Here is an 11814-nt window from a genome sequence, read left to right as displayed (position 1 = left end):
ACAGACAGAGAGGCCGTGTCCGCGTCCATCGAGGCGCGGACACGGCTCCAGACGGACGGGTGATTGGCATGGATACGACCAACATCAACAAGATTGCGCCGCCGCAACGTGCGGCTACCGAACTCGATTATGAGACCGATCTTAGAGTCGTGCTGGAGCCGGTGCTGACCGAGGTGCTCGACACGGCAGAATCCGCGGGCTGGGACCGGCGGAAGGCAGCGTACACGGTGATGTTTCTGGCAGCACGGCAGTTGTCAGCCGGAAAATCGACCCCGAAAACGGATGTTGGAAAGGGTTGAGAAAATGGAAGTGCCACATGCCGGCAAATGAAAGGAACGGACAGTATCGTCCGTTCCAACCCGGTTAGACCCGATAGCCAGCCGGAAGCGTCCCTGGCGCCGAGCTAATGGCGCGCCGAAACCTGCCCGGCGGGCAGGGCCGGCATCCCACTCTGTTTTCGGGACCGTGGCGGTCGGTGCCTTGCCGCTACTTCTTCTTCGGCCTCAACACCCGCGGGCCGATGTTGTCGTAAACCTGTTGTGCCGGAAATGCGCCGGCTGGAGGCTGCTGGCCCGGCAAGACCTTGCCGACCTGGACCAGAAGATCCTGCCCCGGTTTGACGATGTCGTAGGTGACACCCGGGTTGTAGGTCGTGAATGCCGTGTTGCCATAGACATTCGTCTGCATGGTGCCGGCCGTCCGTCCGTAGTCGCGGCTGGTGGTGTCCTGGCTGCCGAGGATGACAAAATGGGTGTTGCCGGTCTGCAGCGTGACTTCCGCGGCCTTGAGCAAGCTGTAGTCCTGGACGGCTGTCGGGTCGGTAAAGCCGTTGCCGCGCGCCGAGATGCGGTAGGTGTCGTTGGTGATCGGCATGGCGACCACTCCGCCGGTCGCCCCCATTTCCTGATATGGCGTCTGGCAGCCGGCCAAAAATGCGGCAGCCAATACTGCGAAAAGTCTTAGTTTCATTGCACCCCCCCCCCCCCTGGGAACACCGAAGCACGGGATTAGCCCTTGTTTTCCATGCTGGTGTCCGCCCTCACCATCACTGAAGCCTAAGCTGCCAGTGACGGCAACTGCTCTCTGGTGCTTTTCACCGGCAGCGGTGCATAGCGCCAGCTCAGCCTTCGAGAATGCCAAGGCATTTGCCTGGCCTGTGATGCTGCGCCCGAAGCTCTGCTTGGGCGCGCGAGCTGAGATCAACTGCGCCATTGCAAGGCCGATTGGAGTAGTGAGCGCGTGTCTTGAAGAATAAGTTCAATACTGTACAGATTGGAAGCCATCTGGACATTGTTAAGATTCTGTGAATATATCACCGCGGGGAATTTACTGCGGGGGATAAAAGTGTATCGCACGTCTTTGATGTGCGGGGCGGGGTTGTTTTGCGCTGTATTGACCGGGTGTGCGACAAAACCTGTTCCGAGCGATGTAACCGGCCTGACCAGCTATGCAATTGTTCAGCAGATCAGGTGTGAGGCGCGCGATGCCATCAGGGCGTTTGCGACAAATTCGCTTGCAGAACATCAGCCGCTATTGTCCGCGCATCTGAAGAACAACCCGGCCGACTTCATCGGGCTGGATTTCAGGAAGCTGGACGAGGCGACGCGACGGGTCTTCGAACGCTATGACCAGGGCGCGATCGGCTATGATTTCACCTTCGACATCACGGAAAAGAACAAGGCCGGCGGAGGAATCGGCTTGCGGCGCGGCTTCTCGACAGGTCCGCTCACCATCGGCTTCAGGGCCGACAACAATCTCGAGCGACAGAACACCCGGACGTTCCGCAGCGCCGACACATTCCTGTTTCTGGCGACGCAGATGCCGGAGCGGTTCTGCAGCGAGGTGCGCAAGGGGACCAACTGGCAATATCCCATTTCGGGCTCGATCGGCCTCAGAGAGACGCTGGCGACATTCATCAGCCTGAACCAGTCGGCAAACTTGGTCGGACCCGACAAGACGCCCGACATACCGACGCTCGTCGACACGATCGAGTTCACCACCACCGTGTCCGGGTCGGTTTCACCCAAGGTCCAGCTGGAGCCGATAAGCCAGGCGCTGCGGATCAACGGCGCCGACATCACCTTGTCGGGCGAACGCATCGACAAGCACAAGGTCGTGGTCGGCCTGACCTTGCCATTTGACCCCAACGACCAGCGGGCGCGTGGCAACCTGATTGCCGTTCAGCGGTCGCTGAGTGCGATCGCCGATGCGAAGCGCGAATCCCGCGAAGAGAGGAAGGCTTCGGCCATCGACAGGTTGATCGAATAGCTGCTGGGGAGAGGGGCATGGTTCAACGTTTCAGGCACGACGATGATCTGGTTCTGGCGAGGGGACGCAAGCACCTGACGGTGCCGATGCGGCGGCTTGCCGATGCCTATCAGGCCATCGTGGAAAGTGGCCGGGCTGACGAGTTTGTCGAGGCCTGCAGGCAACAAGGCATCCAGGTGCGCGTGCTGGCTTCCGCCGCCGCCGCACTTTCCCGGGCTGAAGGGCTGATGTCAGGCGATCAGTTGTTCGACGGGCTTCGTCGCGGCGGCTGGGCCGGCGCGATGGTCGCGACGCCGGGCGCGGGCGAGGCTGTGAAAGTGTCGCCGGCCACCATCAATTTCGTCAAGCGTTTCCTGGCCAGGGACGGCGTTGGGGGACTAAGTCCGATGGCGCGCGGCGTGGCCGATTGCGACGAGTGTGAATAGCTGATCCATCAGCAAGCCACGAGCCGGCGCGCATCGTGCTGCAGTCTCCGACTGTCAATTCACAGGCCGTTCGCAGGCAACCGACCGGGAACGAACGGGCCGGCGAACGGGATTGCCTCAGGTAACCTGAAACGTCATGCTGTGGTCACGATGGTGCTTTGCGTCGACAATATGCTGCGTGGTCAGGGGCTGCTTCGGCGGCCCTTTTCGCGTTTATAGAGACCCATCTGCTGCAGGCCTGACCGGCGATAACGACCTGGCTGATGTCACGGCCGAGCCACATGGCATGGCCGTCCGTCTTGAGCGCAGACACGTCGTGCCGCGCCAGCATAACCGGCAGCCACATCGCCGCGCGGCGGCGGCCTAGGCATTCCCAATCCCTGACAACGAGGACGACATGAAAAAGCTCGGCACTTTGCTGCTGATGATATTCGGCTGTCTGGCCTTCAACGGCATCGCTTCGGCCGATGTGGCCGTGCCCGCCAAGCCATACAAGAGCCACCAGAATTCGTGCAACCTGATCACGCCGTTCAAGATCGGCGAATGGGACCTGAGCGGCGACGGCGCCAATGAGTGGGTTTATTACGAAAAGACCGCGCTCGGGAACTGGGCTAACCATATCGTCGTCTTCGACTTTCAGGCCGGCTGCACCTTTTACCCGTTGGACGACAGTCTCTCCGGCGATCCCAACGCCTTCTACACCGTATCGGCTCTGCAGATGGATGGCGCTGCCGGCAATGAGCTGGTCGTGCGGCCGCGGCCGGGCGGAAGCGTCGGCGGCACGCCGACCTGGAGCCATCCGACGAGGGTGATCAAGCAGAGCGCCAGGGTCTATTATCTCGTCGACTATGGTGCGATCGGCTACCGCGCCTACAACGCCACCGACTACAACGGCCAGACCGGCACCGACATCAGCGCCCTGGGCAGCTTCGTCGATTTCGCCGGCAACGAATCCTATTATTTTCACGTCTTTTCGCTACTGCCGTCGCCGGCGTTCCGCCAGTACGACTATCGGGCGACCGTCAGCCTGCGCAACTCCCCCTTCGCGGTGCGCCCGTATAATGGGGTGATGAGCGGCCAGCTCGACGCCCAGCCCGGCGATGAAGCCGCCGTGCTGCTGCCGCCGACCAACGGCACGTCGGGCGTGATCTACATTTTCTCGGATCGCGACAGGTCGAAATGGGTCGGCAGCTTCAGCGGCAATTACGGATCGTTCGTTGCCATGGTGAAGTCGGCAACCATCGCGGCCGGCAAGGTCACTGTTGTCGTCAGCTATTTCAACAACCTGACCCCGAGCGCCTCTTATGATGCGACGTTTCAATATGCGGTGCGGGTCAACACGTCCAGGGTCAACTGACGATGCCATACGTCAATCCCGCCACGGATGACCGGGCGGCCTGCTGTCTTCACGATGGCGCATAACGTCGAAAAGGGCTGCTTCGGCAGCCCTTTTCGAATTTCTGGTTGGTGCAGGTCGAAACTCGCCACAGGCTTCGTCACGACTGCCAGAAGCGGGCGCGCTTCATGCGGTATCCGGCCTGCTCGCTGCCACCTGGCTTTTCGATGCCAGGCTGATCGGGGTTTTGCGGGTCGGGGTTTGGCCGCTCAGTGCCCGGCGGGTTCTGGCCGTCGGCGTGACGGGTCTTTTCGTTGGTCTCGTCGACAGGCTCGGTGTTGCCGTATGTGTCGGCGGGTTTCCTGTTTTCGGCGGCTTCCTGGCTGACGCCGTCATCTTTTTGCCTGTCATTGGGCTTTGAACTGTCATCGGGCTTTGGACTGTCATTGGGGTCGCGATAGTTTGGTGCCGGCTTGCGGGCCGCTATTGCTTTTTCGTGAGGCATGATTGGTCTCCTGCTGTCCCGGAGACAACATGCGGTGCGGCGTAAGGTTCCGTTTCAGCGGGGCAGGGCGCCAGCCTGGCGCGGCCTGCCCAGGCGCACCGGCCCCAGAACGCCGCCCCCCGGGCCATCAGCTCATGAGGGACGTATTCACCGGCTGGTCACAGGCTGCGCGATGGGCCGCCACGGGTAGACCTGACCTTGAGCTGAAAGTCGCCGTCATAGATCCGGTTCAGGATCGAGCACGCAGATGTGGCGCTTTCAAACGAGCGCTCGACAAGGACGGTATTGCCAAGTGTTGCGGGCTGATCTTCGGCATCATCCCAGACCTGCCATGATCCGTTCGGCTCCTGGATACATCTGAAACGTGTAACAACTGCGGTCACGGGCTGCCCCTTTGCTCTATGGCTGGGCTCGATGGCTTGATCGTTGCCTTCCGCAACGCGCGAAGCGCGCATTCGTTCAATCATGGCATCTGGGCTAGGACAGGCAGGACGCCGAGCAGCACCCAGATGGCCATCAGGATCGCGGCCCCCTTTGCCTCCGCCACATCAGCCCCCTTGAAAAGACCCCGGCGCAGCAAAGCAAAGCCGGCCCGCCGCGGCAATAGGGGCAGCTGGTGCAGCGCCGTTTTGCCCCCCGGCGACGCGACGTTGCAGCTGGGGGTGAGGGACCACCTGATCTCGCCGTCGATCAAAACGGGATTGCGTCGGGTTACCCGATACGGCATGCTGTTCTCAACATGGCGCAGTGCGTCGATTGGGGGCTGCTTCGGCGGCCTTTTGCTTTTCAGATTGCCCGGCAGGGCAGGCAGGCCAGATCAGGAGCAGCGGATGTCACGGTCCCGGCGCAGGACGCCCATCGTCGGCATGACGACCGCTGAGAGCGACAAGCCTTTCAAGGTGGCTGAACATCGCCGCGAGCGGCGTATCGTCAGGTCGGCAATCAAGGCCGGCGACGACAGCCCCACGGTTCGGCTGTTTGGCAATCCCTGGGCTTCCGACAAGGATGGCAAGCAGTGGCTTGGCGACCGTCACCCCGACCTGATGCGGAAGTGACGGCTTTCGCCAGGCGGGCAGGCCAAAAGCCAGGGCAGCACATGCCGGGCCGATAGAGGCGAAGGCACCTTCCCACTTCGTAGCCGGGGCGGTTTTTCATGCGCCGAGGGACTGCGAGCCGGACGATGCGACGCCAGCATTCAAGCGTGTTCCAGGTCTCTGACCGATAGATTGAGCCCGAACGCCTTTACGATACTGAGCAGTGTGGACAGCTTTGGGTCGCCATCCTCACTCAGCGCCTTGTAGATGCCCTCTCTGGAGATTTTGGTTTCTCTCGCCAGGTCGGATATGCCTCGGGCCCGGGCAACATTGTTGAGGGCAAGCTTGATCCCGGACGGGTCGCCGTCCTCGAATGCCGCCTCGAGATAGGCAAGGATTTCCTCCTTGGAGTTCAGAAACTCGGCGGCGTCCCATTTTGTGGTCTTGATGGTCATTTGACCTCCTTTGCCATCGCAATGGCCTTCTTGATATCGGAAGCCTGCGTCGACTTATCGCCACCGCAAAGCAGGATGACGACAGTTGTGCCGCGCTTGACGAAGTAGACGCGGTAGCCAGGACCAGTGTCGACGCGAAGCTCGCCGATGCCGTCGAAATATTTGGCATCACCTGAGTTGCCCAACTCCAGCCGGTCGATACGGGTCAGGATGCGGGACCTGGCCTTGAGGTCCTTGAGGTCGGTGAGCCAGCCTGTGAACTCAGCGGTCCTGCGAATTTCGATCACGAGATTTGTGTACTGCAGTTGGCAGATGATTGTCAACTCTGGTTCACAGGTGGATGTTTGCGGGCCGGCGCGTTGTGACCTGTCAGCCTGACCGGCGCCGCCCCTCGCAGCCAGCGCGCCGCGCTCGCCCTCAACCGATCGCCCGGCGAAAGGACCTCCATGCCCGCACCCACCCCGTTCTGGAAGGCGCGCAGCTCTTATGGCGCGGTCTTTGCCACGCCCGACGCGCTGTGGGCGGCCTGCAGCGAATATTTCGACTGGGTCGAGGCCAACCCGCTCTTTGAAGCCAGGCCCTTTGCCTATCAGGGCGAGGTCAAGGTCGAACAGATCGAGCGGATGCGGGCGATGACGATTTCGGGCCTGTGCATCTTTCTCGGCATCGGCCGCGCGACATGGGACGGCTATGGCGAGCGCGACGGCTATGACGAGGTCACCGCGCGGGCCGAGGCGGTCATCCGGACGCAGAAATTCGAGGCTGCGGCGGCCGATCTGTTGAACCCGACGATTGTCGCCCGCGAGCTCGGCCTTGCCGACAAGGCGGAGGTAACCGGCAAGGGCGGTGCTGCGCTGACCTCTGCGGTGGACGAGCTGTCCAAGAACGACATTGCCCGCCGCGTCGCCTTCCTCCTGGCGCAGGGACTGAACAGTGCAGCTCAGTGAGGTGCTGGCGGCCCTCGACGCCCTGCCGGCGCAGGCGCGCCAGGAAGTGATCGACGAGGCGGTGAAGGCGTCGGTCGGCCGCTACATGATCCCCAACCCCGGGCCGCAGACCGAGGCGTGGCTGTCCGAGGCCGACGAGACCTTTTATGGCGGTGCGGCCGGCGGCGGCAAGACGACGTTGATCTGCGGCCTGGCGCTCGAAGAGTACCAGCCGGCACTGATCCTGCGCAGACAGGCGACCCAGCTCAAGGGCATCGAGGACGAGCTCGCCCGCATGCTCGGCGGCCGCGGCGGCTACAACAGCCAGTCGCATGTCTGGCGCCTGGCCAATGGCGGCAAGATCGAGCTCGGCGGCGTGCCGCATGAGGCCGACAAGGAAAAATACCAGGGCCGGGCGCATAGGCTGAAGGCCTTCGACGAGATCACCCAGTTCACCGAGAGCCAGTACCGCTACATCATCGGCTGGTTGCGCGATGCCAGGGGCCGGCGCTGCCGGGTCGTTGCAACAGGCAACCCGCCGACCTCGGCCGAGGGCATGTGGGTGGTCAGGTACTGGGCGCCATGGCTCGACAAAAGCCACCCAAAGCCTGCGGCTTCTGGCGAACTCCGATGGTTCACCACCATCGGCGGCGAGGACCGCGAGGTCGATGCCGACTATGAGGGGCCGAAGGGCGAACGTCCGAGGTCGAGAACCTTCATCCGCTCGATGCTGGAAGACAATCCGGAGCTGATGGCGACGGGTTATGCCGCCCAGCTCGAAAGCCTGCCCGACGAGATCCGCGAGCGGCTGCGCTACGGCTCGTTCGAGGCAGGCGGCAAGGACGATCCCTGGCAGGTGATCCCGACCGGCTGGATCAGGCAGGCGCAGGCGCGGTGGCTCGCCACTCCGCCCGACCTGCCGATGACGGCAGTGGCCGCCGACATCGCCCAGGGCGGATCCGACAAGACGCAGATCCAGAGCCGGCGCGAGTGGTGGTATTCGCCTTTTGCCAGCTACAAGGGCAGCGAAACGCCCGACGGGCCGACGGCAGCCGGGCTGATCGTCAGGCAGATGCGCGACCGTTGTCGTGTGGTGGTCGATGCCGGCGGCGGTTATGGCGGCGACACGCTGACCCAGCTTGCCCATGCCGATGTCGACTGTTTCGGCTTCAAGGGCGGCAGCGGCTCGACCGCTTCGACACGCGACGGCCTGTACGGTTTTGCCAATCTCCGGGCCCAGGCCGTCTGGCAGTTTCGCGAACAGCTCGACCCGGCCTATGGCGCGCGCATCGCCTTGCCGCCGGATGCCGAGCTGGAAGTCGATCTCGCCGCCTATCGCTATGAAATCCGCGTCGGGGGCGGCGGCGAGGACATCCTTGTCCTGCCCAAGGATGTCATGCGCGAACAGCTCGGCCGCTCCCCCGACAAGGGCGACACCACCATCATGCTGTCGGCGTCTGCCATCAGCGGGCTGAAGCGCCCGAAGGCCGCGCAGGAGCGGCGCGAGCAATCGAGGCTGCGGCTGCAATCCGTGACGTCAAACAGTGCCTTGAAGGCCAAACTGCGAGGAAAACGCCGATGAGTGGACTTTTCGGAAAGAAACAGCCGATGCCCGAGCCGGAGCCGCCGGCAACGATGCCCGACCCGGAAGATCCCTTGGCCAAGCGCCAGCGCAGCCGGACGCGCTCGCTGGCCCCGGCGGCCAAAAGCAGCGCCGCCACCGACCGCCTGGCCCAGGTTCCGGGTACGATCGGGCGTGAGTTCTCGCGCGGAACGCTCGGAGCGAGCTGATGAGCGACCAGGCAGGCCGCGACCTGATGGCGATCGATGCGCGCCTCTTTTCCGCCAAGGGTGCGCTCGACAGCCTGTATCAGGAAATCGCCGAATTCCTGTTCCCCGAGCGCGCCGACTTCACGACGGAAATCGTGCTCGGCCAGGAGTTCGCCGCGCATCTGACCGATGCCACGCCCGTGCTGATGCGGCGCGAGCTTGGCGACCAGATCGGCTCGATGGTGCGGCCCGATGGGCGCCAATGGTTCAAGGCGGCGGCCTCCAACAACCGCATCGGCCGTGACCGCGATGCTGCGTCTTTCCTCGAATTCATGACCGACGTGAACAGCGCCATCCTGAATTCGCGCGACAGCGGCTTTCGCCGCGCCGCACAGCAGGTCGAGCATGACTTCGCCGCCTTCGGCATGGGCTGGCTGCAGGTCAGCTACAACAGGAACCGCGACAACCTCATCTACCGCTGCCACCATCCCAAAAACATGGCGGGGCAGGAGGGGCCCGACGGCCAGGTCAACCATGTCCACCGCAAATGCGACATGACCGCTGCCGCCATGGCCCATCTGTTCGGTGAGGCGAGGCTGCCGCAGCAGGTGAAGAACGCGCTGCGCAACAAGGATACGAAGACGACCTTCAAGGTCCGCCACATCTTCATCCCGCTGGAGCTCTACGAGCCGCGCCGCAAATTCCCCAAGGGGGCGAAGTGGGCGGATGTCTATGTCAGCGAAGACGGCACCATCCTGCAGGAACTGCCTGCTTTCACCTTCGATTATGTCGTGCCGCGCTGGTGGCTGTTGTCGGGCAAGTTCTACGCCGTGTCGACGGCGGCGTCGATCGGCCTGACCGAAAGCCGCATGCTGCAACGCATGAAGATGACGATCATCGAGGCCGGCGAAAAGCAGGTCGACCCGCCGCTGGTCGCCACCCAGGATGCGCTTTTGTCGCCGGTCGATCTCGGCGCCAACGGCATCACCTTCATCGACAGCCAGTACGACGAACGCCTGGGGGCGGCACTGCGCGTGCTCGACTTGGGCAAGAATGTCGGCCTCGGCATCGACCTGATCAACGACCAGCGCAACCAGCTCGGCGACGCCTTCTTCCTGAGTAAGCTGCAGCCGATCGCCCAGGCCGACAAGACGATGACGGCTTACGAGGCAGCGCAGCGCGTCCAGGAATGGATCCGCAACGCCATGCCGCTGTTCGGCCCGATCGAACATGAATGGACCGGTGCGGTGCTCGACCTGACCACCGAAAAGGTGATGCGGGCCGGCGGTTATGGCCCGGTGGACCGCAACGGCGTGCCCTTGGACATGCCCGACATCCTGCTCGGCCAGAACATCCAGTACGAGTTCAACAATGCGCTGAAGGAAGCGCGCGACCGGCAGGTGCTCAACGCCTTCCAGGAAAGTGCCGCCATCCTGCAGGCAGGCGTGTCGCTCGATCCGTCGCTGGCCGGCGAGGTCGATGCCCGCACCATGTTTCGCGACGCCTTTGCCGCGATCCCGAACAGCCGCGCCGACTGGCTGCTCGATGCCGAGCAGGCGGCGGCCAATCTCAAGCAGAGCCAGCAGGCCATGGCCGAACAGCAGCAGATGCAGCAGGTCGGCACTGGCGCCGCTGTCGCCACCCAGGTCGGTGATGCCGCGCAGTCGATCCGGGCGGCACTCGGACAATGAGCCAGAAGCCCTATCGCCCCTGGCACCCGGTCACGGTGCGCCCTGACAACGAGATGCCGCGCAGCGATCTGGAAATCCGCAAGGCCGATTGCGCAGCGCTCCAGGCGCTGGCCGCCGGCATTGCCAATGAGGAGCAGCAGAAGCGGGCGCTGGGCGCGGTGCTGCATATTTGCGGCCTGCATCAACCCTCCTGGATGCCGTCGGAGCATGGCGGCGAGCGCGACAGTTCTTTTGCCGCCGGCAAGCAGCATGTCGGCTTCCAGATCCGGAAGCTGATTTCCCATTCCCTTTCCATTTTGACAGGTGAGAGCAATGACCGACCAGCCCATGACCGACGCACAGGCAAACCAGCCGACGACCGCAACGCCGACCGCGCCAGACAATAGCCCGGCGCCGGTGTCGCATTCGCCGGGTTCGACGTCGCCGGCGCCAAATTCGCCGCTACCTGGCGCCGACGCGGCACTGCAGTCGTTCCGCGAACAGCTGGCCGGCGGCGATGCCGCGATGATGAAGCAGCTCGAGCGCTACAGGTCGACCGACGAGATTTCGAAGGCCTTCCGCGAGGGCTACAGGAATGCCAAGAATGGCGGCCGGCAGGTCGAACTGACCGAGAAGTCGACGCCGGAAGACGTCAAGGCCTATCGCGCCGCCAACGGCATCCCGGAAGATGCCGCCCAATATCCCGGCGCGTTCCGCGAGGGTTTCGAGGTCACCGACGCCGACAGGGCGATCCTCTCCGACTTCAAGGCGGCGATGCATGAGCGCCACGTGCCGCCGAAGGTGGCAGCCGCAGCGCTTGACTGGTACCAGGATTTCGCCGCCACCCAGGCCCAGGAGCTGAATGCCCAGCTGGCCAAGGTCGCCGGCGACACGCAGAAGACCCTGCGCAGCGAATGGGGCGGCGACTATGACGGCCAGATCGGCGCCGCCCAGGAGCTGATGCGGGCGCATCTCGGCGACGACGGTTTCGGCCAGATGATGGGCCTGCGCCTGATGGATGGCTCGCGCCTGCAGGACAATCTCGGCTTCGTCAAGATGATGGCGACCATCGGCGCCGACTATTACGGCTCGACGGCGATCCTCACCGGCGACATCGAGGCGACCGGCAAGACGCTCGAAGCCCAGCAGCAGGAGCTCCTGGCGCTGCGCGTCTCCGACCCGGAGAAATACAAGAGCGACGCCGTCCAGGGCAAACTGACCAGGATCTATGCCCAGCTCGACAAGATAAACGCCCGGAAGTGATCCGGGCGGATCAAGACTTATCGCGGCACCCCGGCAACGGCCCCGCAAAACGCTCCAACAAGAAAAGCTGATGTGACGCCCCGCGACGGGGTGAGTAGCGGCCCCGTGCCCCCGGCACGGCATCCCGCGAAAGCCCTGCCTGCTGCACCCCGATCACGGCTG

Annotated in this window: 17 protein-coding genes; 11 read left to right on the top strand and 6 right to left on the bottom strand. The window is 63.5% G+C overall.

Annotated features, from left to right (window positions below; all coding sequences use genetic code 11):
- Positions 1-68 precede the first annotated feature (68 nt).
- Positions 69-299 (top strand): hypothetical protein, encoded by a 231-nt coding sequence (locus tag HNQ95_RS06410; protein WP_182573628.1) that lies wholly within the window; start codon positions 69-71, stop codon positions 297-299.
- A 187-nt stretch (positions 300-486) separates the two neighbouring features.
- On the opposite strand, the gene HNQ95_RS06405 is transcribed toward HNQ95_RS06410, so the two are convergent.
- Positions 487-1212: a CC0125/CC1285 family lipoprotein gene (locus HNQ95_RS06405; protein ID WP_182585768.1), complete on the bottom strand. Its 726-nt coding sequence runs from the start codon at positions 1210-1212 to the stop codon at positions 487-489.
- A gap of 60 nt (positions 1213-1272) precedes the next feature.
- On the opposite strand from HNQ95_RS06405, the gene HNQ95_RS06400 reads away from it, so the two are divergent.
- The 3 genes from HNQ95_RS06400 to HNQ95_RS06390 all read left to right on the top strand — a co-directional run bounded on the left by HNQ95_RS06400 (position 1273) and on the right by HNQ95_RS06390 (position 4050).
- The gene (locus HNQ95_RS06400; protein WP_182573630.1) at positions 1273-2268 is read left to right on the top strand and encodes a Y4kA family protein; all 996 of its coding nucleotides are present in this window, start codon (positions 1273-1275) and stop codon (positions 2266-2268) included.
- 17 nt (positions 2269-2285) lie between these two features.
- The gene (locus tag HNQ95_RS06395; protein WP_182573631.1) at positions 2286-2693 is read left to right on the top strand and encodes a hypothetical protein; all 408 of its coding nucleotides are present in this window, start codon (positions 2286-2288) and stop codon (positions 2691-2693) included.
- Positions 2694-3090: 397 nt separating this feature from the next.
- Positions 3091-4050 carry a hypothetical protein gene (locus tag HNQ95_RS06390; RefSeq protein WP_182573632.1) on the top strand — a complete coding sequence of 320 codons (960 nt, stop codon included), beginning with the start codon at positions 3091-3093 and terminating at the stop codon, positions 4048-4050.
- A gap of 139 nt (positions 4051-4189) precedes the next feature.
- On the opposite strand, the gene HNQ95_RS06385 is transcribed toward HNQ95_RS06390, so the two are convergent.
- The 3 genes from HNQ95_RS06385 to HNQ95_RS06375 form a co-directional block, all read right to left on the bottom strand.
- Complete coding sequence (locus tag HNQ95_RS06385; RefSeq protein WP_182573633.1) at positions 4190-4534, bottom strand: prolipoprotein diacylglyceryl transferase; 345 nt, start codon at positions 4532-4534, stop codon at positions 4190-4192.
- 158 nt (positions 4535-4692) lie between these two features.
- Positions 4693-4989 (bottom strand): hypothetical protein, encoded by a 297-nt coding sequence (locus tag HNQ95_RS06380; protein ID WP_182573634.1) that lies wholly within the window; start codon positions 4987-4989, stop codon positions 4693-4695.
- A gap of 8 nt (positions 4990-4997) precedes the next feature.
- The gene (locus HNQ95_RS06375) at positions 4998-5261 is read right to left on the bottom strand and encodes a hypothetical protein (protein ID WP_182573635.1); all 264 of its coding nucleotides are present in this window, start codon (positions 5259-5261) and stop codon (positions 4998-5000) included.
- A 103-nt stretch (positions 5262-5364) separates the two neighbouring features.
- On the opposite strand from HNQ95_RS06375, the gene HNQ95_RS06370 reads away from it, so the two are divergent.
- A complete protein-coding gene (locus HNQ95_RS06370) occupies positions 5365-5589 on the top strand; it encodes a hypothetical protein (RefSeq protein WP_182573636.1) in 225 nt (74 codons plus the stop codon).
- A gap of 140 nt (positions 5590-5729) precedes the next feature.
- Here HNQ95_RS06370 and HNQ95_RS06365 read toward each other — a convergent pair whose 3' ends face one another.
- On the bottom strand, positions 5730-6023 hold the full coding sequence (locus HNQ95_RS06365) for an addiction module antidote protein (protein WP_182573637.1): 294 nt from the start codon (positions 6021-6023) through the stop codon (positions 5730-5732).
- The gene (locus HNQ95_RS06360) at positions 6020-6310 is read right to left on the bottom strand and encodes a type II toxin-antitoxin system RelE/ParE family toxin (RefSeq protein ID WP_182573711.1); all 291 of its coding nucleotides are present in this window, start codon (positions 6308-6310) and stop codon (positions 6020-6022) included. The genes HNQ95_RS06365 and HNQ95_RS06360 overlap by 4 nt, the downstream gene beginning before the upstream one ends.
- A gap of 159 nt (positions 6311-6469) precedes the next feature.
- Between HNQ95_RS06360 and HNQ95_RS06355 the strand changes: the two genes are divergently transcribed.
- From HNQ95_RS06355 to HNQ95_RS06330, 6 genes are read left to right on the top strand one after another with little or no spacing between them, the layout of a single operon-like run.
- On the top strand, positions 6470-6970 hold the full coding sequence (locus HNQ95_RS06355; RefSeq protein WP_182573638.1) for a terminase small subunit: 501 nt from the start codon (positions 6470-6472) through the stop codon (positions 6968-6970).
- The gene (locus tag HNQ95_RS06350; RefSeq protein ID WP_182573639.1) at positions 6957-8531 is read left to right on the top strand and encodes a terminase large subunit domain-containing protein; all 1575 of its coding nucleotides are present in this window, start codon (positions 6957-6959) and stop codon (positions 8529-8531) included. The genes HNQ95_RS06355 and HNQ95_RS06350 overlap by 14 nt, the downstream gene beginning before the upstream one ends.
- Positions 8528-8740, top strand: a complete 213-nt coding sequence (locus HNQ95_RS06345; protein ID WP_067963548.1) for a hypothetical protein — start codon at positions 8528-8530, stop codon at positions 8738-8740. Before HNQ95_RS06350 ends, HNQ95_RS06345 begins: the two co-directional genes overlap by 4 nt.
- Positions 8740-10410, top strand: coding sequence for a portal protein (locus tag HNQ95_RS06340; RefSeq protein ID WP_182573640.1), 1671 nt, complete (start codon positions 8740-8742; stop codon positions 10408-10410). Before HNQ95_RS06345 ends, HNQ95_RS06340 begins: the two co-directional genes overlap by 1 nt.
- On the top strand, positions 10407-10796 hold the full coding sequence (locus HNQ95_RS06335) for a hypothetical protein (protein WP_246340591.1): 390 nt from the start codon (positions 10407-10409) through the stop codon (positions 10794-10796). Before HNQ95_RS06340 ends, HNQ95_RS06335 begins: the two co-directional genes overlap by 4 nt.
- Complete coding sequence (locus HNQ95_RS06330; RefSeq protein WP_246340592.1) at positions 10723-11652, top strand: hypothetical protein; 930 nt, start codon at positions 10723-10725, stop codon at positions 11650-11652. Before HNQ95_RS06335 ends, HNQ95_RS06330 begins: the two co-directional genes overlap by 74 nt.
- Positions 11653-11814: the final 162 nt, after the last annotated feature.

This window comes from Aminobacter ciceronei (genome assembly GCF_014138625.1).
GTDB lineage: Bacteria > Pseudomonadota > Alphaproteobacteria > Rhizobiales > Rhizobiaceae > Aminobacter > Aminobacter ciceronei.
This window is presented reverse-complemented; position numbering and strand designations above follow the sequence as displayed.